Below are 24,847 nucleotides of genomic sequence, written 5' to 3'. Positions count from 1 at the left end.
CCCCATGACGGCGCTGCCCACCCTCGCCGTGGTCGGAGCGACAGGTGCCGTCGGCACCGTGATGTGTGAGCTGCTCACCGGGCGTCGCAACGTCTGGGGTGAGATCCGGCTCCTCGCCTCCGAGCGGTCGGTCGGCAAGCGGGTGCAGTGCCGGGGCGAGGAACTCGTCGTCCAGGCGTTGACACCGGAGGCCTTCGACGGCGTCGACGTGGCGATGTTCGACGTGCCTGACGAGGTCTCCGCCGAGTGGGCGCCGATCGCCGTCGCCCGCGGCGCGATCGCCGTCGACAACTCCGGCGCCTTCCGGATGGACCGGGACGTCCCGCTCGTCGTTCCCGAGATCAATCCCGAGGAGGTACGCAACAGGCCCCGGGGCATCATCGCGAACGCCAACTGCACCACCCTCGCGATGATCGTCGCGGTCGCCCCGCTGCACCGCGAGTACGGCCTGCGGGAATTGGTGCTCGCCTCCTACCAGGCGGTCTCCGGAGCAGGCAAAGCCGGGGTGGACATCCTGCACGACCAACTCGCCAAGGTCGCCGGTGATCGCGCGCTCGGCTCGCGCACCGGCGACGTCCGCCAGGCCGTCGGCGACGACCTCGGCCCGTTCCCGGCCCCGCTGGCGCTCAACGTGGTGCCCTGGGCCGGCTCACCCGCCGACGACGGCTGGTCGTCCGAGGAAATGAAGATCCGCAACGAGTCGCGGAAGATCCTCGGCCTGCCCGACCTCAAGGTCAGCGCCACCTGCGTCCGGGTGCCTGTGGTCACCGCACACTCGGTGGCAGTGCACGCCGTCTTCGCCACCGAGGTGGACGCCGAAGGCGCCCGCGAGGCGCTGCGCAACGCGCCCGGCGTGATCCTCGTCGACGACCCCGCCTCTGGGGAGTTCCCGATGCCGATCGACGCGGTCGGCACCGACCCCTCCTGGGTGGGCCGGATCCGCCGCGCCCTCGACGACCCGCGCGCCCTGGACTTCTTCGTCACCGGCGACAACCTCCGCAAGGGCGCAGCCCTCAACACGGCCCAGATAGCCGAACTAATAGCCAAAGAGCTAAAAAACCAGTAACCGGCGCCCCTGCCCCTGCCCCTGCCCTGCCCCCCGCCCCCGTCGATCATGGAGTTGTGGTGGGCAGATGGTGTCGTGATGCCCGGTTTATGAGGCACCACAACTCCATGATCGACGCCGCAAAGGGAGGGCGCGCGGGCGCGGGGGAGCAGCGCGAGGGCCAGATTTGGCTAGGCCGCTGCTAGGTGGACTCCGTCTCGGCCTTGGCGTTTTACCGCGTAGAGGGCCTGGTCGGCTCTTCGCAGGGTGCCGTCGGGGGACTCGCCGGGGCGGGGCAGCGCAACACCCACGCTGATCGTGCGCCCGATGCGGCGGGCGGCCTCGGCCAGCCGTTCGGCGATCCGGACCGCCTCCTCCGGACGGTTCACCTCGATCACCGCGACGAACTCGTCACCACCGATCCGGTACAGCTCGTCCCCGTGCCGCAACGCCCCCTCCAGCGCCCGGGCCAGCCCGACAAGCACCCGGTCGCCGGCCTGGTGGCCGTACGTGTCGTTGACAGTCTTGAAGCCGTCCACGTCGATCGCCAGCAGCGCCGTACGCCCGGGGGTGGCCGCCGCGATCCGCTGCCCGAACGGGCCTGTGTGCCGCAGCCCGGTCAGCGGGTCCGAGCTGGCCTGCTCCCGGAGGCGGGCCAGTGTGTGCAGCCGTTCCAGGCTGGTCCACGCCTGCCCGGCGAGCAGTTCCATGAGGCTGACCGTCGTCGGATCGGGGCGCAGCACCCGCGCGTCGGCCACGAGCAGCGCCCCGCCAGTGTCGGACGGGCCGACCGGAACGGCGATGAGCGTGCGTACCCCGGCCCGGGTCAGTGCCTGGTAGTCCTCCGTGGGCGGATGTCCCACCTCGCCCAGCGTGTAGCCGGCCCCGTACCGGTGTGCCCGCTCCACGATCCGGCCCAGCGTCTCCGGACCCGCCCCGGCCAGCTCCGCCCGGATGCGGGTCTCCAACTCGCCGGGGGCCGTCCGGGACGGCCCGAGCCGCGCGCCGTCCGGCCCTCCGATCAGCAGCACCGCCGTGGAGAGGGTGGAGACCTCACGCGCGGCGCAGGTCGCCGCGCTCATCACCGCCTCCTCGGTCTCGGCCGAGGAGAGGGCGGCGGCGTGCCGGAGCAGCTTCTCGCTGCGGCTCTCCGCCGGAGGGCCGCCGAGTGCGGCGATCCGCGCACCGAGCAGGGCTGCCAGGCGCTGCGCGGTCTCCCGCCACGGCTCCAGGTCGACAGGCCCGCTCCACTGGAGGTCGAGGACGCCGACAGTCCGGCCCGACGGGTCCAGCACCGGTACGCACAGTTCCGTGGTCACGTCCGGGCGTACCGGAAGGTAGTCGGGGTCGACGGTGACGTCCGGGACCGCTGCGGTGGCCCCGGTGGCGTACACCCGGCCGACGATGCCGGTGCGTGCCGGCACCGTGGCGAAGACCTGCCAGGCGCCGGTCGCAGCCACGCAGCGCAGCCGGTCATGGACGTCGAGTAGCACGGAAATGGTCGCCGAGGTGTGTTGGGAGAGGGCGCTGACCGTCCACCGACAGGCCTCCGGCACGCTCGACGCCATCGTCAGGCGGACGGTGACGTCACGGATGACTCGCTGATGATCCACTCGCACGTCGTTCCAGGTAGGGGAGGGTTCGGCCAGCGCCGAGCCACACGATCAAGCGTACTCACGGCGGCGGTTGACGACCTTCGTACACACGTTCTATCCACAGCCTGTGGACGCAGCCTGTGGGTTCAGCCGCCGGCCGCCGTTAGCGTGGGACCCCCGGCACCGAGGAGGCGACAATGCCCGCGCACCCGAGCGCCGTCCCGCCCGCGGCGCCCGTCGTGGTCACCGCCGAGGAAAAGCTCGTCTGGTACGTCGCGTACGGCTCGAACATGCACGCCGCCCGGCTGGCGTGGTACATCGGTGGCGGGTGCCCGCCCGGCGGCCGACGGACGTACCCGGGCTGTCGTAACCCCCGTCCGCCCCGGCGGTCGGTGCCGGTCTCCCTGCCCGGCGGGATCTACTTCGCCGGCGAGTCCGGCGCGTGGACCGGCGGGATGGCGTTCTACGACCCGCAGCTGCCCGGGGTGGCCGCAGCCCGGGCCTACCTGGTCACGATCGAGCAGTTCACCGACATCGCGGCCCAGGAGATGTACCGCCCAGCGGGCGACCACACCGGCCTACTTCCGGCGACCGTCGAGGCTGTCGACACCGCCGTCGCCGACGGCCGGGCCACGCTCGGCCCCGGACGCTACGAGACGCTGATCTGCCCGGGGCACCTCGCCGGAGCCCCGCTGCTCACCTTCACCGCTCCCGAGCCGTCGTCGGCCGTACAGTGCCGGCCACCCGCGCCGCTCTACCTCGGCATGATCGCCCGGGGACTGCATGAGTCGTACGGATGGCCGGCAGCGCGGATCGCCGACTACCTGGCCCAGCGACCCGGGGTCGCCGAAGGCTGCACGCCCGACGCCGTCGCGGCCCTGGTCACCGACGCGCTCACCGCCGACTGACAAGGGCGGCGCGAAGACCGCGACGGGCCGTGCGGGTCACGCCGAGCGCCCGGCTCGACCGGTCGGCGTTCGGATGAGAGGCTGTCGGAGAGCGGCGACCCCCGATGCGCCGCCATCCACGATCGACACTTCCGACGGCGTCGGTCGGCGACCCGGTCGACCCACAGGCCGGGCACCGCACACGCGCCGATTCTCACGAGGAGTCCCATGTCCATTCCCGGGATGCGTCGGGCCGGCGTCGCCCTGACCGCGCTCGCGGTGGCAGCGCTCGGCGCGGTCGCCACCACCCCCGAGCAGGCGGACGCACGACCGAAGCCGGTCGACGTCACACTGCTGGCACTCAACGACTTCCACGGCAACCTCGAACCGCCGAGCGGGTCCAGCGGCACCATCGCCGGGCAGACCGCGGGCGGCGTCGAATACCTCGCGACCCACCTGGCCGAGCTGCGCGCCGCCGCCAAGAAGAAGAACACCATCACCGTCGCCGCCGGTGACCTGATCGGCGCGTCTCCGCTGCTCTCGGCCGCGTTCCACGACGAGCCCACCATCGAGGCGTTGAGCATGGCCGGGCTGGACTACGCCAGCGTCGGCAACCACGAGTTCGACGAGGGCGCCGCCGAGCTGCTGCGGATCCAGAACGGCGGCTGCCATCCGGTGGACGGCTGCGCCGACGGCACCCCGTACCGGGGCGCCGGCTTCAAGTACCTGTCCGCCAACGCCTTCAAGACCGCCACGGGCAAGCCGCTGCTGGCGCCGTACGCGATCCACAAGGTGCAGGGCGTCAAGGTCGGCTTCATCGGGATGACCCTGGAGGGCACCCCGGAGATCGTCAGCCAGCAGGGCGTCGCGGGCCTCACCTTCGCCGACGAGGCCGACACCGCCAACCGGTACGCCCGTGAGCTGCGGCGCAAGGGCGTGGAGGCGATCGTCGTGCTGCTGCACGAGGGCGGCACCCAGGCCGCCACCGGTGGCATCAACGACTGCGTCGGCATGACCGGGCCCATCGTGGACATCGCCAACCGGATGGACCCGTCGATCGACGTGGTGGTCAGCGGCCACACCCACCAGGCGTACAACTGCGACATCAACGGCAAGCTCGTCACCAGCGCCAGCTCGTTCGGCCGCCTGGTCACCGACATCGACCTGAAGATCGACCGCCGGACCGGTGACGTCATCTCCGCCAAGGCGGAGAACATGGTGGTCACCCGCGACGTCGCCAAGGACCCGAAGCAGACGGCCCTCATCGACCGCTACAAGACGGTGCTCGGCCCGGTCGCCGGCCGCCAGGTCGGCGAGACCACCACGGCGATCACCCGGAGTCAGGAAACCCTCTTCGGTACGACGATGGGTGAGTCACCACTGGGCAATCTGATCGCCGACGCGCAACTCGCCGCCACCGACGACGAACAGAACGCCGTCGCCGCCTTCATGAACCCGGGCGGGGTCCGGGCCGACCTCGACGCCGGCCCGGTCACCTACGAGGAGGCGTTCACGGTCCAGCCGTTCGCCAACAACCTGGTGACACTCGACCTGACCGGTGCGCAGCTCTACTGCGTACTGGAGCAGCAGTTCGTCACCGGCCGGACGCTGTACCCGTCGTCGACAGTCGGCTACGTCGTCGACCCGGCCGGCACCACCGGCACCGTCGCCGACCCGTGCGCCGGCACCCGCGTGGTCCGGGGCAGCCTCACCATCGGCGGCGCCGCCGTCGACACCGCCGCCACCTACCGGGTGACGGTGAACAACTTCCTGGCCGGCGGCGGTGACGGTTTCAGCGCCCTCACCGGCGGGACGAACCTGGTCACCGGCCAGATCGACCTGGACGCGTTCGTGGCGTACCTGACCGCGCAGTCGCCGGTCTCCGCCCCGACGCTCGACCGCATCCGCACCACCGCCGAGGTCCCCGCCGCCTGACGGCTGGCCTCTCGACAGTCGGGCCCCGGAGCACCCGCTCCGGGGCCCGACCCGTCCCTGCCCGTCCTTGCCCCTGCCTGTCCCTGGCGGCCCGGGAGATCGCTCGAACATGGCCGCACCTCGGCCGGCGGGGCCAGGTGGCTCCTTGCCGGCGGGGCACGGTGGCTGTCGGTGTGCTCTGCCATGCTGGCCCGGTGAGCGTGACCTGGCGGCACCTGCCCGCATCGGCCCGTGAGATCGCCAACGCGGCCGGCGAGGCCGTCACCGCCGCCCAGCAGCGCGACCCCACGACGTACGCGGTGGCGGTCGAACGGCTCACCGGTGCAGACCGGTCCGGCCTGGTGCTCGGCGTCGTCGTCCGGTTGCTGCTGGAGGAGACACATCCGGACGGGCTCGACGGTGACGACGTCCGCCAGGTGCTGGAACGCTGCGTTCGCTCGGCCGCCGAATGGTGCGCGGACGTCGATCCGCACGTGATGCTGGTGCTCCTCGCCGGGGCGCTCGGCGTGTACGACCCCGGCGACGACGACAATCCGCCCAGTCCGGCGGCGGTTGCCCGTCACGCTCCGCTACTCGTCGCCGACCTGGTGTCAGCCGCCGGTCGGCCGCTCGACGGCTATCTGGCTGCCGCCTTCGTCGAGATCGAGCGGACCGAACGGCACGACTGACCGGCCCCGCCCATGCTCTTCGTACACCCTCAGGTGGCCCGGGCCGCCGCTGCTCTCAGGCTGGCGAGGGCGTCCGCTCGGCCACCACCTCCAGATACTCCGCCGGGATCCGCACCGTGCCGTCGGTGGCGCGGTTGTTCGTACGGGCCAGCTGCACCAGGTCGGCGTGCAACTCCGGTCGTCGTTCCTCGGGCAGCGCCTCGAACGCCTTCAACGTCGGCCCGTAGTTGGCCCGGAAGAAGTGGGCGAACTCCTCCGGTGTGCCGAAGCGGAAGACGAACTCCCGGCGTACCGCCCGCAGTTCACCCACCGCGTCGCCGAGCAACTCGCGGAGCCGGCCCTCGTCGCCCCACTGGACCGGCGGGCGTAGCCCTGCCGGTGGCGGTACGTGCCGCCCCACCGTGCGGAACAGGTCGCCGATGAAGCCCTGCGGCGTCCACGACGCCAACGCCAGCGTGCCGCCGGGTCGGCAGACCCGGACCAGCTCCGCCGCCGCCTGCTCCTGGTCCGGCGCGAACATCACGCCGACGACGGACAGCACCGCGTCGAAGGAGCCATCGGCGTACGCCAGCCGCTCCGCGTCCCCGGTGACGAACGTGACCGGGAGGCGTTCCGCCGCGGCGCGTGCGTGGCCCCGTTCCAACAGTTCGGGTACGTAGTCGACGCCGGTGACGACGCAGCCGCAGCGGGCGGCGGCGATGGCGGCGTTGCCGGTGCCGGTCGCGACGTCCAGCACCCGGGTGCCGGCCGACAGGTCGGCTGCCGCAACCAGCCACTCGGAGATCGGGTGGATGAGCGCGGCGACCGCGCCGTAGTCGCCGCTGGCCCAGGTCACCTGCTGGCGTGTCTTCACGGCGTTGAGATCGAGTGCGGTGGTCATCGGTGTCTCCCTCGGACGGCTCGTTGTGCCATCGACGCTAGGCAGGGCGACACCCCCGGTAATCGGCAGAAACACCTATGTTGGCGGCACCAGCCCTCGACGGCGGGCCGTCGCGGCCGCCTGGCCCCGGCTGGGCACCGCGAGCTTGTCCAGCACCGCCGACACGTGGTGGTCGACGGTGCGGGTGGAGAGCGACAGCCGCGCGGCGATCTCGGCGTTGCTGAGCCCGTCGACGAGCAGGGCGAGCACCTCCCGTTGCCGCGCCGTCAGACCGCTCGGGTGCGCGGCCGTCGCCGGCCGCGGCCCCCTCGGCACCCGGGCCATTCCGCGTCCGCGCAGGTCGGCGCGGACCCGTCGGGCCACGGCCACCGCACCAAGACCGTCCAGGATCCGCAGTGCTTCACCGGCCGCCGGGCCGTCGCCGCAGGCCAGCGCCTCCACCCGGGAGTACGCGCAGCCGAGCTGCTGCCATTCGTCGGCCGCACCGGCCCAGTCGCCCTCGATCAGCCGGCGGTACGGCGACGCCAGCGCGTCGGCGTCCCCGACCGGTTCGCCGACACGCCACAGCCAGTACGCCAGTTCCCCGGCGAACCAGGGTTGGCCCGCCTGCACCGCGAGCTGGTACGCGCGCCGCAGCTCGGCGACCGCCGGCGCCGCGTCGCCGGCCAGCCAGTGCCGTTCCGCCAACGCCGCCGCGACCGGCACCACGAACTGGAGTTCCCGGCTCTGCGCCGCCCAGTCTGCCGCCGTGTCCAGGTGCGGGGTCGGCTCGTCGCGGCGGGCACCGAGCCGGCCCAGCGCGACCAGGGCCGGGACGAGGCTCCCGCCGGGCTGCGCAGCGCCGGCCAACGCCCGCTCGGCGTCAGTACGCGCACCGACCCAGTCACCGATGGTCACCCGCAACCGGGACCGGTAGCCCAGCAGGTGCCGGGCGTACCCGTCGAGGTCCCGGCTGGTGGTGAACCGCAACGCCCGGTCCAGGGCCTCGACTGCCGGCGTGACCCGGTGCCACTCCACCGCCATCGTGGCCATGTTGACAAGCGCGCGTGCCGCGTGGTCGTCAAGGTGGTGTGCGACGGCCAGGGCGTAGCCACGTTCCAGCTCCACGAGGCCCGCGACATCACCGCCCTGTAGACGCGCCGATCCGACGTTGACCAGGGCGTGCGCCTCGGTGTCGGCGTCGCCGAGACGGCGGGCCAACGCCTGTGCCCGGTCGCCCCAGTCGATGGCCTGACGGTTGTCGTCGGCGAGCATGAGCAACTGCGACATGTTGCTGTAGGCCATCGCCAACTGCCGACCGGCAGGCGCGGACTCCAGCACCTCGACCGCACGGGTGCCCGCCGTCCGGGCCGCCGGGCTGTCCCCGGTCCACCAGCAGAGCCGGGAAATCCAGCGCAGGTTGTCGCCGATCCGCAGCGGATCGCCGTCGGCTTCCCGCAGGACCAGCGCGGTCCGGCGGGCCTCCAGCGCCCGCGCGGCGAACCCGGCCAGGTACGCCGCCGTGGCGTACGCCTCCAGCAGTTCCGCCCGGCGCGGCGCGGGCAGGTCTGCGGCGTGCGGAAGCGCCACGGCGTAGTGGTCGGCCGCCTGCCGGTGCGCACCCGCCCGGCTGGCCCGCTCGGCCGCCACGGGCACCCAGCGCAGCACGGCCGCCGGGTCGTCGGCGTGGTGCGCGTGGTGCACCAGTCGGGCCGCGTCCACGTCGGCGCGTGGTGTGAGCCGGGCCAGTACGGCGGAGTGCAGCGCCACCCGCCGGACTGGGGACAACGACTCGCGTACCGCACGGCCCAGCAACTCGTGCCGGAACGCCACCGCGTTGCCCACGGACACCAGCACGCCCCGGTCCAGGCATTCCTGCACGGCATCCGGCAGGTGACCGTCCAGCAGGTACGGCTCGGCCCGGGACGGCACCACCGAAACCAGAGCGGCGACCTCCCGGGCAGCCACCGGCAGCGCGGCCAGCCGGGCCAGCATCAGATCACGTACGGTCGGCGGCACACCGGGGCCGGCTGCCGCCAGCACCTCGGTGACCAGCAGCGGATTGCCGCCGGTGGCCTGGTACAACCCGTCCGGAGCGCGGCCGGCGGCGCGGGCCAACGCCGCGACGGCGTCGGTCGACAACGCCGGCAACGGCACCCGGCGGACCAGTTGGCGGGGCAGGCCCGCCAGGACGGCGTGCAGTGGATGCTCCACCCCGACCTCGTCGTCGCGCAGGGTCAGCACCAGCAGAGCCGGATGGCGGATCAGCCGCCTCCCCAGGTACGCGATCAGGTCCAGGCTGGCCCCGTCCGCCCAGTGCGCGTCCTCCACCACCATCACGGTGCGGCGGCCGGGGCGGGAATCCGTCAGCTCGTCGAGGAGCGCGTCGAACACGGCACCCCGACGGTCGGCCTCCGGCCCTGCGTGCAGCGTGGCCAGTCGGTCCGCGAGCACCCCACCGACCTGGCGAGCGACGTCGTGCAACGGGCCGAGCGCCCGAGGTGTCAGCAGGGGATCACAACTGCCCCAGAGCACCCTCGCCCTCGCTGTCGCCGCGAACGCGCCGACCAGGGCGGACTTACCCGCGCCCGCCTCACCTGCGACGAGCGCGATCGCGCCGCCGGCAGAGGCCAGCAGCCCGTCCAGGGTGGCGAGCGCATCCGCGCGCTCCAGCAACTCCATCGAGGTCGATGCTAGTCAGCGGGACACCGCACAGGCATCGGCCGCGACGGTGACATCCGCGCCGTTCAGTAGGCGGCGCTGACCTGCGGTAACAGCCGATCTCGGCGATCAGTGATCGCCAGGGCGCGGGACTGTACGGCCCGAGGCGCGTCCCGGCAGAAGGACGCTTCCCGCGATCCGGCCGCCTGCCAGCGCGAGTAGCTGGCCAGCGAAGATCCAGAACGGCCCGACGAAGACAGCCGCAACGCATAGGGACAATCCGATGGCGAAAAGGGCACCCCGGCAGCGAGGGCCATGCGGCGCTTCGTCGCCGCTGAGGCGTAGTCACTCAGGTGGTCGCCCAGGATGCACTAGAGGGCACATCCATGGATCGGATGTGCCCTCTGACCTGGTCGGGGTGGCCGGATTCGAACCGACGACCTCTTCGTCCCGAACGAAGCGCGCTACCAAGCTGCGCCACACCCCGAGGCGTGCCGACAAATAGTAGCCCACCCGCCCCGATGGTCAAACTCGGTACCCCTGCCGGCCGGACCCCACCCAGAGCGGCCAAGATCTGCGCAACTTCAGGGATGTAGTGGCCTCACGGCGTGTGGAGACCGCACTTTCCCTGAAGTTGCGCAGATCTTGACGGGGTGCCGACGGGCGCACGCCGACGGGCGCGCCGTGGGTGCGCGCCGAGGGGCCGGGTGGTTCAGCGGGGGATCAGCGTGAGGATGCTCGCTTCCGGGGGGCAGGCGAAGCGGATCGGGGCGGTCGGGTGGGTGCCGAGGCCGGCGGAGACGTGCAGCCAGGAGTCCGAACCGGGCCACCGGTGCAGCCCGCGCGCCATCGAGCGGGGCAGGCCGCAGTTGGTAACCAGCGCCCCGTACCCCGGCACGCAGACCTGCCCACCGTGGGTGTGCCCGGCCAGCAGGAGCCCGAAGCGGTCCGCGGCCATCTGGTCGAGCACCCGTGGCTCGGGCGAGTGCGACAGCGCGATGGACAGGTCGGCCGAGGACGAGACCTCGCCGGCCACCGACGGGTAGTCGTCCCGCTCGATGTGGGGGTCGTCCACGCCGACGAGGTCGATCTGGCGACCGCCGGCCTTGAGTGTGGTCCGCGCGTTGTTGAGGTCGGCCCAACCGGCGCCTGTGAACACCTGCCGCAGCTCCTCGTAGGGAAGTTCGGCGCCTTCGGTGTACTCCCGGTCGGGCAGGAAGTAGGTGAACGGATTCTTCAGCACCGGGCCGGTGTAGTCGTTGGAGCCGAACACGAACGCTCCCGGATAGTCCAGCAGCGGCTGCATGGCCCGCAGCACACCGGGCACCGAGTCGGGGTGCGCCATGTTGTCGCCGGTCACCACCACCAGGTCGGGATCGAGGGCGGCCAGGGAGGCCACCCAGCGCTGCTTGCGTGCCTGGTCGGGCATCATGTGCAGGTCCGACAGGTGCAGCACGCGCAGCGGCTCCGAGTCGGCAGGCAGCACCGGCACGTCGTACCGCCGCAGGGTGAACATGTTGCGCTCGACGAGCGACGCGTACGCGAGGGTTGCCGCGCCGATCGTGGCGGTTCCGGCGGCGAGCCGGAATAGTGTGCGCTTTCGCATGGCGTTCAGGGTAGTTTCACCGTCCATGAGCACGCTGAAGGACCGCCTCACTGCCGACATGCGTTCCGCGCTGAAAGCGCGCGACGAGCTGACCACCTCCACGCTGCGGATGGCTCTGGCCGCCGTTGGCACCGCCGAGGTCGCTGGCAAGGCCAAGCGTGAGCTCACCGACGACGAGGTGCTCGCGGTGCTCACCAAGGAGGCCAAGAAGCGCCGAGAGGCGGCCACCGCCTTCGCCGACGCGGGCCGTACCGAGCAGGCCGCGAAGGAGACCGCCGAGGGTGAGGTGCTGGACCGCTACCTGCCCAAGCAGCTCTCGGATGCCGAGCTGACCGAGCTGGTCTCGGGGGCGCTGGCCGCGGGCGGCTTCAGCGGCAAGGCCCAGATGGGCCCGGCGATGAAGGCGGCCCAGGCCGCGGTGGCCGGCCGGGCCGAGGGTGGCCGGGTGGCCGCCGAGGTACGTCGTCAGCTCGGCCTCTGACCCGTCCGCGCACACCGGCCAGCGGGGCCGGGACGTGCCGGCTTCCAGCGATAGTCCGGACAGGCGAACGGGCGGCCACCCCGAGGGGTGACCGCCCGTTCGTGCGCTCTACGTGTCGGCTCAGCCGCCCGGGCGGCCGCCGCCACCGGGTCGACCAGGCGGGTTGCCCGGCCCGTTACCGGGCTGCCCCGGGGTGTTGGTGCCGGCCGGGGTGCCGCCGCCGCTGCTGACGTCGATGGACACCACGCCGCCCTTGATCTGACGGTTGTTCGGGTTGGTGCCAGCGGCGGTGCCCGCCGGGCAGCTCGAAGCCACCTTTCCGTCGGAGACGACAGGTATGAAGCCCGCGCCCTTGATCCGGGACTTCGCGGTCTCGATCGGCTGGCACTTCACGTCAGGGATGCTGCGCTGGTCGCCCTCGGAGATCTTCTGGCCGGGCGGCTCGAAGTTGATCCGCGGCTTGCCCTTCATGGCGTCCCGCAGCGTCTCGTACACCGGCGGGTTGATGCCGTCCTTCTCCTTGTGCTTCATCTTGACGTTTGTCTGCGGCCAGTCCGGGTCGGCCATGATGCCGGCCACCGAGTACTGCTTGGTCATCGCGACCAGGGCAGCGGTCTTCTCCGAGTCGGTGGTGCCGGACTTGCCGGCCACCGGCGCGTCGACGATGCCCCGTACGTTGCCGGCGGTGCGACTGCCGCCGCACTTGCTGGTCTTGGAGTTGTCACCGACCGGGCAGCGGGCGGCGTCCACGGCAGCGCGGGCCACGTCAGTGCTGAACCGCTTCTCGCAGCGCGGGTTGGCGATGTCCAGCTTGTTGCCCTCCGGGTCGCGGATCTCCTGCACCGGGATCGGCTCGCAGTACTTGCCGTCAGCGGCGAGGGTCGCGTACGCGTTGGCCAGGTCCAGCGGCGTGGTGGAGGAGACGCCCAGTGTGAAGGCGCCCCACTGGTGCGCCGCTTCCTTGGTGGCGGCGAACTTGGCGTCGTTGCTGGCCCGGAACTGGATGCCGGCCCGCTTAGCGGCGTCGACCACGTTCTCCGCGCCGACCTGCTGTTGGAGCGGCACGAAGTAGGTGTTCACCGACTGCGCGAAGGCGCTCCACATGTTCTGCATGCCGCCGGCCTTCAGGCCGGAGTTGGTCGGGCAGTAGAAGTGCGTCCCCTTGCAGGCGGCCGGGCTGCTGCTGTCGATGATGTATTCCGACTTGAACTGCTGCGGCGCGTTGAACGGGTAGCTGAGCGGGATGCCCTTCTCCAGCGCGGCCACAATGCTGAAGATCTTGAAGGTCGAGCCGGCCTGGTAGCCGGTGATGCCGTCGCCGCCGGTGAGCAGCGGGTTGACCGTCGCCGGGTAGTTGCCCCGGATCTTCTTCTTGGCCTTCGCGGGGTCGCTGGAGATCTTGTTCTTCGGGTTCTTCGGGTCGTCGAGCTTGAACTGCCGGTTGACGGCGAGCGCGCGGACCCGGCCGGTGCCGGGCTCCACCACCGCGACCATTGCGGCTTCCTTGCTGTTCTCGCTCTTGGCCTTGCGGACCGCCTTGTCCGCGCCCTTCTGCGCCTGGACGTCGATGGACGTGACGATGGTGTAGCCGCCGCTCTTGAGCCGGCGCTCACGGTCGTACGACGTCGAGCCGAACGTCTCCTGCTGCATCCACCAGCGGTAGAAGTAGTCGCAGAAGAAGCCCCAGCTGTTGACGTTGGCGGCGACGCAGCCGTTCGGGGTGCGCCGGTCCTTCACGACCAGCTTGGTCGCCTTGGCGGCGTCTGCCTCCTGCTGGGTGATGGCCTTGGTGGTGACCATGTTCTGGATGACGTAGTTACGTCGGTCCAGTGCGAGGGGGTAGCCGCTCTTGGTGGTCGGGTCGTTCGTCGTCGGCGCCTTGACCATGCCGGCCAGCAGAGCCGCTTCCTCGATCTTGAGCTTGCTCGGCGGCTTACCGAAGTAGACCTGGCTGGCGGCGTAGATGCCGTACGCGCCGTTGCCGAACGAGGCGAGGTTGAGGTAGCGGGTCAGGATCTCGTCCTTCGAGAACTCCTTGTCGACCTGCAGGGCCAGCCGCATCTCGCGGAGCTTGCGGGCGCTGGTGTCCTCCGTCGCGGCGACCACGTCGGCCGGGTGGGTGGCCGAGTAGGCGATGGCCAGCCGGACGTACTGCATTGTCAGCGTCGAGGCGCCCTGACGGCCGGCGCTCTCGTTCTGGTTGTTGACGAACGCGCGGGCGACACCGTTGATGTCGACACCGTTGTGCTTGTAGAAGTCGTGGTCCTCGGCCGCGATGATGGCCTTCTGCATGTACGGGGAGATGTCGGCGAGCTTCACGTCGCGCCGGTTCTCGTCGTACATCGTCGCGAGCGGTGTCTTGCCGTCCGACGCCAGCAGGTAGCTGATCTGTGGCGCGCGGGCCACCGTGAGCTCCGTGGGCAGGGCACCGAAGGTCTCGGCGCCGGCCTTTGCGGCCAAGCCGGACATCGCCACCGCGGGGAAGGCCGCCGCAGCGACCACCACGCCAGCCAACAGGCCACATACGAGCAGCGATGCGGCGTTGGTCAGCACATTGTGGTCACGTTTCCGCATCCAGGTCACCTCGACAGGGTACGCGAGTAGGGAACGAGGGGCGCTGGGGCGTTCTTTCCCCATTTCCTGCGTGCGCTGCCCTCGTTGTGCTAAACGCATGACCCCCCGTACGAGGTTGCGTGTGACCTGGCGTGAGTCTCCTCCGATCGGAGGGAACGGCGCAGCGTTTTCACGGACCTCGGCGGGGTAACCGGCGGTCGAAAGCCCGGGAAGCCGGGAGTGTCCGGAATGATGGATTTCGCCGACAACGTTGCGTAATCGGTCGACTACAGAGCATGATGATGGCGGCGACAGCGCCACATGTCGTTCGTGCCGCCTTGGGGAAGGCCAGGCCGGACGACCGGGGGGAATTGCCGGCTGCCGTGCAACGAGGTCGGTAGGTATGCAAGGGGGGACGTGTACACATGGGCATGATCACTGACTGGCCGTCGCTGGCGGCGTGTCAGAACGGGGACCCGGACGCGTTGTTCGTACAGGGCGCCGAACAGAACGTGGCGAAGCGGATCTGCCGGAGCTGCCCAGTTCGGTACGAGTGCCTGGCCGACGCGCTGGACAACCGGATCGAGTTCGGTGTGTGGGGTGGCATGACCGAACGTGAACGCCGCGCGCTGCTGCGTCGTCACCCGCAGGTAACGAGCTGGCGCAAGATGTTCGAGGCGGCGATGAAGAAGAACAGCAAGGACAAGGCCGCCAAGGACAAAATCCTGGTCAGCGCGGCCAACTGACGCCGGTCACGGCCGGCTGATCGCCGCGCCGATCGTCCGTAGCCCGTCGACGTCGTGCACGTCGGCGGGCTGCGCCGTCACCGACACCGCGGGCACCCCCGGGAACGCCTCGGTGAACCGTGCGGCGACCTGCTGCTCGCGTACCGCCTGGCGGGCCAACGCGGCGTGCGCCCGCAGCACGTCGGCGGTAGCCTCGTGCCCTCCCAGCTCGGTCAGCCGCTCCGCGGCGGCCCGGCTCTGCTCCGCGTCCAACTCCGGAACCGCCGGACGGTGCACCCTGTTGAGCACCAGACCGGCAAGCGGCATCTTCTCCTCCCGCAGCCGGCCCGCGAAGTAGGCGGCCTCCCGGACCGCGTCCGGCTCCGGGGCCGCGACCAGCACGAAGGCCGTCTCCCGTGCCTGGAGGATGCGGTACGTCTGCTCGGCGCGCTGCCGGAAGCCCCCGAACATCGAATCCAGGGCGGCCACGAAGCCGGACAGGTCGGTGAGCAGCTGGGCGCCGAGCACCTTCTGCACCACCTTCGAGAACATCCCGAACGAGGCCGTGACCAGGCTGAACATGCTTCGCCCACCGGTGCGTGCCGGTGCGAGCAGCAGCCGCAGCATCCGGCCGTCGAGGAAACGGGAGAGCCGTGCCGGCGCGTCCAGGAAATCCAACGCCGAGCGGGACGGCGGGGTGTCGACCACGATCAGGTCCCACTCGCCGCGGGCGTGCAGCTGGCCCAGCTTCTCCATCGCCATGTATTCCTGCGTGCCGGCGAACGTCGAGCTCATGGCCTGGTAGAAGGGGTTCGCGAAGATCTCGGCGGCCTTCGCCGGATCGGTGTGCTGAAGCACCACGTCGTCGAAGGTGCGCTTCATGTCCAGCATCATGGCGTGCAGCTCGCCGCCGCTGGCCTCGACGTCGATCCCCTTGACCTGGCGGGGCGTGTTGTCCAGCTCGGTCAGGCCCAGTGACTGGGCGAGCCGGCGGGCCGGGTCGATGGTGAGCACCACCGTTCGCCGTCCGTGCTGCTCGGCGGCCCGCAGCGCCAGCGCCGCGGCAGTGGTCGTCTTACCCACTCCGCCGGCACCGCAGCACACGATGATCCGCACGCCGGGGTCGGCGAGGATCTGGTCGACGTCCAGCTGCGGCGCCGCGTCTTCGGAAGGCACCAATCGAGCGTATCGGGCCGGATGGGTCCGTGCGCCTGTGCCGACGTGAGGTGCGCGTCAATCCGCATGCACGAGGGCCTGCGCCAGGGTGGTGAGCCCGGCCTGGTCGACCCCCTCGGGCAACAGTGGCAACTCCACGATCGGGAGCCCCAGCTCCACCAGCTCGGCCCGCAGCGAATCCTCAAGCTCCCGCCGGATGACCTGGTCACGTGCCTCGTCGTGCAGGCCAGCGACGATCTCCCGATCGGTCGGCAACCCGGCGGCGGCGAGCCCGCGCTTCAACTCCGCCAGGCTGACCGCCCGGCCGGCAGGCAGCGGCGGGCGGGTGCCGTTGACGATCACCTTGCCGACCCCGAAGCCGAGCGATGTCAGATCGGCGATGGCGTCCACCGTCTCCTGCACCGGCATCTCCTCCAGCAGCGTGACCACGTGCACCGCCGTGATCGGGGAGCGCAGCAGCGCGGCGACCCCCTCGCTCTGGGTCTTGATCGGGCCGACCTTCGCCAGTCGGGCCGTCTCGGCGGTGACGTTGAGGAAACGGCCGATCCGCCCGGTCGGCGGAGCGTCGAGCACCACCGCGTCGTACACACGCCGCTGCCCCGAGGTGCGGGTGGTGGCTTCCTTCACCTTGCCGGTGAGCAGCACGTCCCGTAGACCCGGGGCGATGGTGGTGGCGAAGTCGATCGCGCCGAGCTTGCGCAGCGCCCGTCCCGCCGCACCCAGCTTGTAGAACATGTCGAGGTATTCGAGCAGGGCTTCCTCGGCGTCCACCGCGAGCGCCCGCACCTCACCGCCGCCGGGCACGTCGGTGAGGTGCCGCTCCTCGTACGGCAGCGGGTCGATGCCGAAGAGTTGGGCGATGCCCTGCCGGCCCTCGACCTCGACCAGCAGGGTGCGCCGACCACCGGCGGCGAGCGCCATCGCCAGCGCCGCCGCCACGCTTGTCTTGCCGGTGCCGCCCTTGCCGGTTACGACGTGGAGGCGGGCCGACCATCCGGTACCGGCCGGGTCGGACGGCCGCTCAGCTGCACGCACCCGTCGAGCCTATCCAGGCTCGGGGGTCAGGCGACCTCGCAGACCCACCAACCCGTCTTCTGCACCACAGTGAAGCGCAGGTCCTGGTCGGCCACCTTCTCGTCGGCGGTGGTCATTGTGACGCGGGTGGAGACGGTCGCCCGGTCACCGGTCTGGTTGTCGACCTTCGGGGCGGTCCACTTGAAGCGCGGGTTCTGGTATTCGGCCGTGTACTTCTGCACCTCGGCCACCTTCGCGGCGATCTTCTTGTCGTCCCGGGATGCGGCGCAGACGCGGTTGGCCGCCTTGGTGGCGTCGCGATCCTTGTAGACAGCGGTGAGGAACTCGTCGACGGCGACCGCCGGCTCCTTGGCGCCCTCGCCGGATTCGGCGTTGCGCAGGGTCAGGAACGTCACCACGCCGCCACCCACGCAGAGCACCATGATCACGACGAGAGCGATGGCCGCGATCAGCAGGCCACGCTTCTTCTTCGGCTCGGCCGCCCCCGGGTACGGCGGGTAGCCGGGCGGGGGCGGCGGGATCGCCCCCGGAGTCCCGGTCCCGACGGCGCCTGGTGCCTGCGTCGCCGGGTCGCCCGTCGGGCTGCCGAACGAGGGGGCATTGCCGAACGAGGGGGCATTGCCGAACGGCGGGGCGCTTCCGAACGGCGGGGCGCTCGCGGGCTGGCTGGCGCTGTCGGGCTGGCCGGGGAGACCCGCCGACGCGGGCAGCGCCGCCGGGGAGGGCTGGGCGGGAAGAGCGAGCGGACCGGGCTGCGAGGTGCTGCCCGGCTGCGCGCTGCCGGCCTGCTGGTCGGGCGCTGTCGGTGCGCCGGGCTGTGGGGGGACGGCTGGATCGCCGGGTTGACCGGCGGGATCCGGGTGGCCCGCCGGGAGGGCGCGCGGGCCGGTCTGGTCACCGCTGGGCGGTTGGGTCATCTCGTTCCCCCGAGTGTGCGGCGCCCGGCCGCCACCCCGGGCGCCGAGCGTGATCGAGCGGGCGGCCGGGCGCTGCTCGCGACCGTCCGACGGGAAGGGTAGCGGTCGATCCCCGAGTTGGTGTCGCCCGTATCGCGCCGCGCGGAGCGCGGAGTCGGCCAGTGGGGCGACAGGGCGGCCACCGTTGGGCTACTGCATACGATCTGTCGTATATGTGACTTTCGGGGCTGATGTGCGCGTCCTGTTGGCGGGACCGCCGCCACACACCTACGTTCGTCCAGGTGCGGGGGCCGGAGATGGCCGGGCCGGCCGGAGGCGTGACCCGAGAGGTACCACCGGAGGAAGTACATGCGCGACGCGGACAACATCCCTCGCACCCAGTTCCCGGCCAACGACCGGCTGCGCCGATCCGGGTCGATGGGCGAGGCTGCCGGTGGACCGTTCGGCAGCCTGCCGGTCAACGAGCGGTCGTACCGTCGGGTTCCGGAGCCGCCCGAGGTGGTGCGCACGCCGAGCCGGCCCGTCGAGCGGCGGGACGACGACGAGCCGGGCTTCGTCATCCACCTGCCGATCCGGGTGGCCGACCTGTCGGCGGCGACAGCACTTGCCGGTCGCGTGGCCGTCTCCCTGGGCTTCCTGCCGGAGTTGGACGCCGGCGAGACCACCGTGTCGAACGCCGACGACCAGAACAACAGGCACCGCGTCTTCTGCGACCTCCTGCAACCCGACCGGTCGCGGTGCCCCCAGGGGTACGGGCACGAAGGCCCCTGCGGGGAGCTGCCGGCACCCCCCGAACAGCGCCCCGCACCTCGCCCGGCAAGCGGACCGTAGGCTGTACCTCGACGCCGTCCGCACCGAGAGGGAGCCCTCCAGCGATGCAGAAGTGGGAATACTCCACGGTCCCGCTGCTTGTCCACGCGACCAAGCAGATCCTCGACAACTGGGGTGAGGACGGGTGGGAACTCGTCGCCGTGGTCCCCGGCCCGAACCCGGACCAGCTGGTGGCCTACCTGAAGCGGCCCAAGGCGTGAGCGCGAGGAGTGCAGCGCAGCGGAGCCCCGCAGTCGCGAACAGAGGGGTGACGGCATGAGCAACGGCCCGCACGCGAAGCTCGCCGAGTTGGGGCTCGAACTTCCCGAGGTGGTGCCGCCGGTGGCCAGCTACGTGCCGGCCGTTCAGTCCGGGCAGCACGTGTACGTCTCCGGCCAGCTGCCGATCTCCGAGGGCAAGTTGCTGGCGACCGGCAAGGTCGGCGCCGGGATCTCGGCCGAGCAGGCCAAGGACCTGGCCCAGCGGTGCGCGCTCAACGCGCTGGCCGCCGTCGACTCGCTCGTCGGCCTGGAGAACGTGGTCAAGGTGGTCAAGGTGACCGGTTTCGTGGCCTCCGCGCCCGGCTTCACCGGCCAGCCCGCCGTGATCAACGGTGCTTCCGACCTGCTCGGCACCGTCTTCGGTGAGGCCGGTCGCCACGCCCGCAGCGCGGTAGGCGTGGCTGAACTCCCCCTGGACGCCCCGGTAGAGGTAGAGCTGATCGTCGAGGTCGCCTGACCCGCCCCGCGATCTTGCACTTGCTGCCCGGATCAAAGTCCTGAAAAGGGACGAATCAGGGTCCGAAAGTGCAAGATCGCGGAGGGTGGCGGGCGGGGTCGTACGATCGCAGCCATGAGCGGGCACGTGACGGCACCGGCGGCGGCACTCGCCGCTGAGCTGCCGGACTGGGTGACGCTGCTGCGTGCGCCCAATCCGGGGCCGATGACCCTCGACGGCACCAACACGTGGGTGCTGCGAGCGGCCCCCACCGAGCCGGCAGTGGTGATCGATCCCGGGCCGGCCGACGAGGGACACCTGGCCGCGATCGCCGCCACCGGCCCCATCGGGCTCGTGCTGATCACCCACGGGCACCCGGACCACACCGAGGGCTCGGCCCCGCTTAGCGAACTCCTCGGCGGGTCGGCACACGTCCTGGCCGTCGACCCGGCGCACACCATCGGCGGTGAACCCCTCACCGAGCCGGCCGAGCACCTGGGCGGTTTCGGCCTCGACATTCGCCTGCTGAGCACCCCCGGGCACACTGCCGACTCGGTCTGCTTCCTCGTGGAGCACGCCGACGAGCAGGTGGTGCTCACCGGCGACACCATCCTCGGCCGGGGCACCACGGTGGTGGCGCACCCGGACGGGCACCTCGGCAACTATCTGGGCAGCCTGGAGTTGCTGTCGACGTACCGGGGAATCACGGCACTGCCCGGGCACGGCCCGGCGCTCGCCGACTGCGGCGCGGCGGCCGATTTCTACCTTGCCCACCGGCGGGCCCGGCTCGACCAGGTCCGGGAGGCGGTCGCCGCTGGCGCCCGCACGCCCGACGACGTGGTCGCCGCGGTCTACGCGGACGTGGACCGCTCGCTCTGGTGGGCTGCCGGCTGGTCGGTCCGTGCCCAGCTGGAGTATCTGGGTGTCGACACCGGGGAATCCGAGCCGGGGGTCAGTGGGTTGGAGCACATGTGACCTGCCCCGTGTGTGGAACTGTCGCCGTTCCCGGCGCGCGGTTCTGCCACAACTGCGGAGCCGCGCTGCCGGCCGCCGCGACGTTGCCGGCGGCCGAGCGTCGGGTGGTCACGGTGCTCTTCGGCGACCTGTCCGAATTCACCTCCTGGTCGGAGGACCTCGACCCGGAGCGGGTCGGCGCGGTCACCGACCGGGTGCTCGCCTCCCTCGCGGGGGCGGTGAAGACGTTCGGCGGGCACGTCGACAAGCTGACCGGCGACGGGATCATGGCGGTCTTCGGTGCTCCGGTGGCACACGAGGACGACGCCGAGCGAGCCGTCCGGGCCGCCCTCTCCATGCAGCGGGCCGTCCGCCGCGTGCTCGACGACGAGCGGGGCGGTGGTGCGCCGCTCGGGCTGCGGGTCGGGCTGAACACCGGTGACGTCATCGCAGGCATCCAGGCCGCGATCGAGTACACGGTCATCGGCGACACGGTGAACACCGCCGCCCGGCTGGCCGACGCCGCCGCTGTCGGTGCCGTCTACGCCGGTGGGCGTACCGCCGCCACCACCCGCCACGTCGCCTCCTGGCGGGCGCTGCGCCCGCTGCGGCTCAAGGGCAAGCGTGAGCCCGTCGAGGCGTACGAGCTGCTGGGTCTGCTCGACGCGCCGGGCACCCGCTCGGGTCTCGGTGACGAGGCGCCCTACGTGGGCCGGGAGACCGAGATCGGCCGGGTCGCCGGCCGGCTCGCCGAGGTGATCGACCAGGGCGACCCCCGGGTGCTGCTGATGACTGCCGAGGCGGGCATCGGCAAGTCCCGGTTCGCCGCCGAGGTCGAACGCCTCGCCGCCGGATACGACGTGGGTGCCGGCAGGTACGCGGCGCACACCGGCGCGCGGGTGCTCTCGGTGCGCTGCGCCGCCTTCGGTGAGCGCCGCCGGCTCGCGCCGCTCGCCGACCTGGTCCGCGCCGCCGTCGGCCTGCCCAGTGACGCGTCCACAGCGCTTACCCGTCCGGCGGTCGAGGAGCGGCTGCGTCGGCTCGGCCAGCGGCTCGCCCGAGCCGGCGCCCAACAACCGCCGATCGTCACCGACCAACTGCTCGCACTGCTCGGCTATGCCGAACTCCCCACGCACACCGGCACCGACAACGGCGAGTGGGGCAGTGCCGCTGCCGCGGCCGCCGACGCCGAGGCGGTGCCGAACGCCGTCGCCGACCTGCTCAGCGGCCTCGCCTCGGAGGCGCCGCTGGTGATCGTGGTGGACGACCTGCACGACGCCACCGCCGAGACGATCCGCGCTCTCGGGCTGGCCCTGTCCCGCCTCACCGGCCCGGTCCTCGTGCTGCTGCTGGGCCGCCCCGAGCTGGTCCGTACCGCAGGCGCTCTGACCCGCGTCGCGGACGCCGAGGTGCACTCCCTGCCGCCGCTGCGCGGAGCCGACGCGGCCCGGTTGCTCACCAGCTATCTCGGCGGCGGGAAACTGCCGCAGGCCGACGCCGACCGGCTGCTGGCCACCGCCCAGGGCAACCCGTTCTACCTTGCCGAGCTGGTCACCCTGCTGATCGAGCGCGGTGCCCTCACGACTGTCGAACCGGGTCGCGGTGTCCGGCCCGCCCCGGGCGAGCGGGATCAGGGCTCGACGGCGAGCTGGCGGCTGGTGCCCGGTTCGCTGGGCAGCCGGCTGCTGTCCCGTGACCTCGCGGCGGTGCTCGCCGCCCGTATCGACGCGCTGCCACCGGGTGCCCGTTCGGTGCTGCGGGATGCCGCTGTGGTCGGTGACACGGTGCCCGAGGGCGCGCTGGAGGCGCTGCTCGACCAGCGCGCCGGCCGCGACGGGCGGCCCTCGGCCGTGGTCGCTGTCGAGCTCGACCGGGCGGTGGAGGAGCTGCTGCAACGCCGGATGCTGCACCGCACCCGCACCGGCTACGCGTTTGCCACCCCGCTCATGCGGGAGGCCGCGTACGCAGGTGTGAGCAAGGCGGAGCTGGCTGAGCGGCACGCCGCGCTTGCCCAGTGGGCGGCACCCGGAAGCGACGCCGCGGTACCCACCCTGGGCGGGTTCACCGACGAGGCCCGGGACGACTTCGTGGCGATGCACGTCGAGCGGGCCGCCAGGCTCGCCGACGCGGTGAAGCTGCGCCCGGACGCCCCGGCCCGCGCCGTGGCCCCGCTCGGGGTCGCCGCGCTCGGTCGGGCCGCCCGCCGGTCGCTGTCCGCCGGGGAGCCCGCGCTCGCCGTGGAGTACGCCGAACGCGCCACCGAACTGGCCCGCGACGGCGTGCCGGCGACCGATCGGGTGGTGCACGCCCGGGCGCTGCTCCAGATCGGTCGGGCCGTCGACGCGCTCGCCTACGCCGAGAAGATCGCCGCGAACGCCGGGGACGAGGCCACCCGGGTCAGCGCCCTGCTGCTCGCCGGGCAGGCCCAGCAGACCCTCGGTGACCAGGGACGGGCGGTGACTGCCTGGCAGGAGGCGCTGCAGGTGGCCACTGCCGCTGCGCTGCCCACGCTGCGCGCGTCCGCGATGCGCCGGCTCGGCATGGCCGACTTCGTGGGCGGGCGGTTGAGTCAGGCGAGCAGCCGGCTGGCCGCCGCGTACCAGGTCAGTCTCGGCGCCCAGGACCGGCGCGGGCAGGCATGGTCCTTGCAGAACCTGGCGTGGGTGACCACCACCCGGGGCGACTTCGCCGGCACCGACGCCGTGCTCGGCCGGGCCGCCCGGTTGTTCGCCGAGCTGAAGGACCCGTACGGCCGGGCCTGGCTGCGGGGCACCACGGCGTTCGCCCGGCTGCTTGCCGGAAGGCTGCGCGAGGCGTGTCGCATGGCACAGGTGTTCCTGCCCTTCGGCGAGCGGGTCGGCGAGGCGTGGGCGGTGGGCACCCTGCGGGCGGTCGCGGCGTACGCCACTGCCGAGCTGGGTGAGCTGGCCGAGGCGGACCAGGGGGCACGCCGGGCGTACCGCGAGTTCGCCGCCGCCTCCGACGACTGGGGTCGCGGGTTCGCGCTTGTGGTCCGGGCCGTGGTGGCGCGGGGCCTGGGCGAGCCGGAACACGCGGCCGATCTGCTCACCGACGCCCTGGCGGACGCCGAACGGACCTCGCACCCGCTGCTCACCGGGATGGCCGGCACGTTGCGGGGGTTCGTGGCACTGGACATGGGGGACTGGGAGACCGCCGAGCAGGCGGCGCGTGGGGTGCTGACGGCCGTCGAACCGCACAACCCGCAGGCGCCGGCGCAGGTCGCGCCCCGGGTGCTGCTTGCCACCGCCCGGCTGGCCGCTGGCGACCCGGCGACCGCTGTCGGGCTTCTCGCTCCCGTGGCGACCACCGCCGCGAACGCGCCGTCGCTGCTGTTCTCCCGCCGTCAGACGATGGCCCGGTACGCGTCGGCGCTGCTCGCCCACGGTCAGCGGGAGCAGGCGTTGGACTGGGCGCAGCGTGCGGTGACGGTGCCTGCCGAGGACGTCCGCAGCCAGGTGATCGCGGCCAGCGTGCTGGCCGAGGCGCTGGCGGCCTGCGGTCGGCAGGTGGAGGCGCTCTCCTGCGCGGACGAGGCGGTCCGCCTGGCGTACGCCACCGAGCAGCGCAGTGAACGCGCCGCCGCCGATGCCCTGCGTGCCGAAATCGCCGCCCAGGTCTAGCCATCGCTGCTTCCCGTCCGGTTTTGGCGGTTCCGGGGATGTGGTTGTCGGAGCGACCGGCTAGCGTGTCACCACCGTGCGCCGGTCCACAGTGGGTGACCGTCGCCGTGCCGGGGAGGGCCATCATGAAGTTGCCGCGTTCCATCGCGGGCTGGACCATCGCTGTCTTCGGTGTGCTGGCGCTGCTGATGGGTGCGGTCGGGCTGATCTGGCCGGAGGCGCTGCTGGGCCTGCTCGGGCTGGAGGTGCCGTCGACTCGTGCGGCCGGCGACCACACGGGCACGTTCCTGCTGGCGTCCTCGATGGCGTCGTTCAACATGGGCGTCTACTACCTGCTCGCCACTGTCACCGAGTGGCGGGTGTTCTACCGCTTCACTGTGGTGTTCCGGCTGGTCACCTTCACGGTGTTCACCATCGCCGTGCTCTCCGACATCGCCCCGGACCGGTTCTTCGGGGTTGCCGCATGGGAGGGCCTGGGTGCACTGGCCACCGCGATCGGCCTGCGCGTCGACGCCCGCCGAAGTGCATCCGGTGCCGCTTCGGCTGACGCGGCGCGCTGAGCCTCCGGCCGGGTTGGGTATT

General features: G+C 71.9%; 20 protein-coding genes and 1 tRNA gene. 12 read left to right on the top strand and 9 right to left on the bottom strand.

All coding sequences use genetic code 11. The features are described 5' to 3' along the window. The first annotated feature begins 4 nt into the window (after positions 1-4). Positions 5-1,066 carry an aspartate-semialdehyde dehydrogenase gene (locus ADK66_RS12750; RefSeq protein ID WP_053654872.1) on the top strand — a complete coding sequence of 354 codons (1,062 nt, stop codon included), beginning with the start codon at positions 5-7 and terminating at the stop codon, positions 1,064-1,066. A gap of 170 nt (positions 1,067-1,236) precedes the next feature. Here the strand turns inward: ADK66_RS12750 and ADK66_RS12745 are convergent, their stop codons facing one another. Continuing rightward, entirely contained in the window at positions 1,237-2,658 is a 1,422-nt protein-coding gene (locus tag ADK66_RS12745) for a diguanylate cyclase (RefSeq protein WP_053654871.1), read from the bottom strand. A gap of 179 nt (positions 2,659-2,837) precedes the next feature. Between ADK66_RS12745 and ADK66_RS12740 the strand changes: the two genes are divergently transcribed. The 3 genes from ADK66_RS12740 (at position 2,838) to ADK66_RS12730 (ending at position 6,130) form a co-directional block, all read left to right on the top strand. Continuing rightward, positions 2,838-3,548 carry a hypothetical protein gene (locus ADK66_RS12740; RefSeq protein WP_053654869.1) on the top strand — a complete coding sequence of 237 codons (711 nt, stop codon included), beginning with the start codon at positions 2,838-2,840 and terminating at the stop codon, positions 3,546-3,548. Between the two features lie 207 nt (positions 3,549-3,755). Further along, a complete protein-coding gene (locus tag ADK66_RS12735; RefSeq protein ID WP_053654868.1) occupies positions 3,756-5,462 on the top strand; it encodes a bifunctional UDP-sugar hydrolase/5'-nucleotidase in 1,707 nt (568 codons plus the stop codon). A gap of 194 nt (positions 5,463-5,656) precedes the next feature. Beyond that, on the top strand, positions 5,657-6,130 hold the full coding sequence (locus ADK66_RS12730) for a hypothetical protein (protein ID WP_231640010.1): 474 nt from the start codon (positions 5,657-5,659) through the stop codon (positions 6,128-6,130). A 55-nt stretch (positions 6,131-6,185) separates the two neighbouring features. On the opposite strand, the gene ADK66_RS12725 is transcribed toward ADK66_RS12730, so the two are convergent. The 4 genes from ADK66_RS12725 to ADK66_RS12710 form a co-directional block, all read right to left on the bottom strand. Then, positions 6,186-7,010 carry a class I SAM-dependent methyltransferase gene (locus ADK66_RS12725; protein ID WP_053654862.1) on the bottom strand — a complete coding sequence of 275 codons (825 nt, stop codon included), beginning with the start codon at positions 7,008-7,010 and terminating at the stop codon, positions 6,186-6,188. 75 nt (positions 7,011-7,085) lie between these two features. Next, positions 7,086-9,671: an AAA family ATPase gene (locus ADK66_RS12720; protein WP_053654860.1), complete on the bottom strand. Its 2,586-nt coding sequence runs from the start codon at positions 9,669-9,671 to the stop codon at positions 7,086-7,088. Positions 9,672-10,060: 389 nt separating this feature from the next. Next, a tRNA-Pro gene (locus ADK66_RS12715) sits at positions 10,061-10,137 on the bottom strand. Positions 10,138-10,362: 225 nt separating this feature from the next. Then, the gene (locus tag ADK66_RS12710; RefSeq protein ID WP_053655075.1) at positions 10,363-11,256 is read right to left on the bottom strand and encodes a metallophosphoesterase; all 894 of its coding nucleotides are present in this window, start codon (positions 11,254-11,256) and stop codon (positions 10,363-10,365) included. Between the two features lie 25 nt (positions 11,257-11,281). Between ADK66_RS12710 and ADK66_RS12705 the strand changes: the two genes are divergently transcribed. After that, entirely contained in the window at positions 11,282-11,737 is a 456-nt protein-coding gene (locus tag ADK66_RS12705; protein ID WP_053654858.1) for a GatB/YqeY domain-containing protein, read from the top strand. Positions 11,738-11,857: 120 nt separating this feature from the next. Here ADK66_RS12705 and ADK66_RS12700 read toward each other — a convergent pair whose 3' ends face one another. After that, positions 11,858-14,311 carry a transglycosylase domain-containing protein gene (locus ADK66_RS12700; RefSeq protein ID WP_053655073.1) on the bottom strand — a complete coding sequence of 818 codons (2,454 nt, stop codon included), beginning with the start codon at positions 14,309-14,311 and terminating at the stop codon, positions 11,858-11,860. Positions 14,312-14,715: 404 nt separating this feature from the next. Between ADK66_RS12700 and ADK66_RS12695 the strand changes: the two genes are divergently transcribed. Then, positions 14,716-15,036: a WhiB family transcriptional regulator gene (locus tag ADK66_RS12695; RefSeq protein ID WP_053654856.1), complete on the top strand. Its 321-nt coding sequence runs from the start codon at positions 14,716-14,718 to the stop codon at positions 15,034-15,036. Between the two features lie 6 nt (positions 15,037-15,042). Here the strand turns inward: ADK66_RS12695 and ADK66_RS12690 are convergent, their stop codons facing one another. From ADK66_RS12690 to ADK66_RS12680, 3 genes are read right to left on the bottom strand one after another with little or no spacing between them, the layout of a single operon-like run. Continuing rightward, a complete protein-coding gene (locus ADK66_RS12690; protein WP_053654855.1) occupies positions 15,043-16,191 on the bottom strand; it encodes an ArsA-related P-loop ATPase in 1,149 nt (382 codons plus the stop codon). 57 nt (positions 16,192-16,248) lie between these two features. Further along, positions 16,249-17,226: an ArsA-related P-loop ATPase gene (locus ADK66_RS12685; protein WP_053654853.1), complete on the bottom strand. Its 978-nt coding sequence runs from the start codon at positions 17,224-17,226 to the stop codon at positions 16,249-16,251. A 26-nt stretch (positions 17,227-17,252) separates the two neighbouring features. Beyond that, positions 17,253-17,936 (bottom strand): hypothetical protein, encoded by a 684-nt coding sequence (locus ADK66_RS12680; protein ID WP_369814786.1) that lies wholly within the window; start codon positions 17,934-17,936, stop codon positions 17,253-17,255. A gap of 555 nt (positions 17,937-18,491) precedes the next feature. Between ADK66_RS12680 and ADK66_RS12675 the strand changes: the two genes are divergently transcribed. The 6 genes from ADK66_RS12675 to ADK66_RS12655 all read left to right on the top strand — a co-directional run bounded on the left by ADK66_RS12675 (position 18,492) and on the right by ADK66_RS12655 (position 24,825). After that, on the top strand, positions 18,492-18,974 hold the full coding sequence (locus ADK66_RS12675; RefSeq protein ID WP_053654851.1) for a hypothetical protein: 483 nt from the start codon (positions 18,492-18,494) through the stop codon (positions 18,972-18,974). 44 nt (positions 18,975-19,018) lie between these two features. After that, positions 19,019-19,174 carry a DUF4177 domain-containing protein gene (locus tag ADK66_RS31865; protein ID WP_007466198.1) on the top strand — a complete coding sequence of 52 codons (156 nt, stop codon included), beginning with the start codon at positions 19,019-19,021 and terminating at the stop codon, positions 19,172-19,174. 55 nt (positions 19,175-19,229) lie between these two features. After that, positions 19,230-19,691 carry a RidA family protein gene (locus ADK66_RS12670; RefSeq protein WP_053654849.1) on the top strand — a complete coding sequence of 154 codons (462 nt, stop codon included), beginning with the start codon at positions 19,230-19,232 and terminating at the stop codon, positions 19,689-19,691. Positions 19,692-19,805: 114 nt separating this feature from the next. Further along, positions 19,806-20,645 (top strand): MBL fold metallo-hydrolase, encoded by an 840-nt coding sequence (locus ADK66_RS12665; RefSeq protein ID WP_053654847.1) that lies wholly within the window; start codon positions 19,806-19,808, stop codon positions 20,643-20,645. Then, a complete protein-coding gene (locus tag ADK66_RS12660) occupies positions 20,642-24,265 on the top strand; it encodes an adenylate/guanylate cyclase domain-containing protein (RefSeq protein WP_053654845.1) in 3,624 nt (1,207 codons plus the stop codon). Before ADK66_RS12665 ends, ADK66_RS12660 begins: the two co-directional genes overlap by 4 nt. A gap of 125 nt (positions 24,266-24,390) precedes the next feature. Then, positions 24,391-24,825, top strand: a complete 435-nt coding sequence (locus ADK66_RS12655; protein WP_053654843.1) for a hypothetical protein — start codon at positions 24,391-24,393, stop codon at positions 24,823-24,825. Positions 24,826-24,847: the final 22 nt, after the last annotated feature.

This window comes from Micromonospora sp. NRRL B-16802, assembly GCF_001279555.1.
Taxonomy (GTDB): Bacteria; Actinomycetota; Actinomycetes; order Mycobacteriales; family Micromonosporaceae; genus Micromonospora; species Micromonospora profundi.
This window is presented reverse-complemented; position numbering and strand designations above follow the sequence as displayed.

Bases quoted from the DNA above. Each gene is read 5' to 3' on its own strand.
- ADK66_RS12705 (WP_053654858.1), top strand. From the start codon at position 11,282: ATGAGCACGCTGAAGGACCGCCTCACTGCCGACATGCGTTCCGCGCTG.
- ADK66_RS12665 (WP_053654847.1), top strand. From the start codon at position 19,806: ATGAGCGGGCACGTGACGGCACCGGCGGCGGCACTCGCCGCTGAGCTG.
- ADK66_RS12655 (WP_053654843.1), top strand. From the start codon at position 24,391: ATGAAGTTGCCGCGTTCCATCGCGGGCTGGACCATCGCTGTCTTCGGT.
- ADK66_RS12725 (WP_053654862.1), bottom strand. From the start codon at position 7,010: ATGACCACCGCACTCGATCTCAACGCCGTGAAGACACGCCAGCAGGTG.
- ADK66_RS12675 (WP_053654851.1), top strand. From the start codon at position 18,492: ATGCGCGACGCGGACAACATCCCTCGCACCCAGTTCCCGGCCAACGAC.
- ADK66_RS12720 (WP_053654860.1), bottom strand. From the start codon at position 9,671: ATGGAGTTGCTGGAGCGCGCGGATGCGCTCGCCACCCTGGACGGGCTG.
- ADK66_RS12700 (WP_053655073.1), bottom strand. From the start codon at position 14,311: ATGCGGAAACGTGACCACAATGTGCTGACCAACGCCGCATCGCTGCTC.
- ADK66_RS12670 (WP_053654849.1), top strand. From the start codon at position 19,230: ATGAGCAACGGCCCGCACGCGAAGCTCGCCGAGTTGGGGCTCGAACTT.
- ADK66_RS12710 (WP_053655075.1), bottom strand. From the start codon at position 11,256: ATGCGAAAGCGCACACTATTCCGGCTCGCCGCCGGAACCGCCACGATC.
- ADK66_RS12735 (WP_053654868.1), top strand. From the start codon at position 3,756: ATGTCCATTCCCGGGATGCGTCGGGCCGGCGTCGCCCTGACCGCGCTC.
- ADK66_RS31865 (WP_007466198.1), top strand. From the start codon at position 19,019: ATGCAGAAGTGGGAATACTCCACGGTCCCGCTGCTTGTCCACGCGACC.
- ADK66_RS12740 (WP_053654869.1), top strand. From the start codon at position 2,838: ATGCCCGCGCACCCGAGCGCCGTCCCGCCCGCGGCGCCCGTCGTGGTC.
- ADK66_RS12750 (WP_053654872.1), top strand. From the start codon at position 5: ATGACGGCGCTGCCCACCCTCGCCGTGGTCGGAGCGACAGGTGCCGTC.
- ADK66_RS12695 (WP_053654856.1), top strand. From the start codon at position 14,716: ATGGGCATGATCACTGACTGGCCGTCGCTGGCGGCGTGTCAGAACGGG.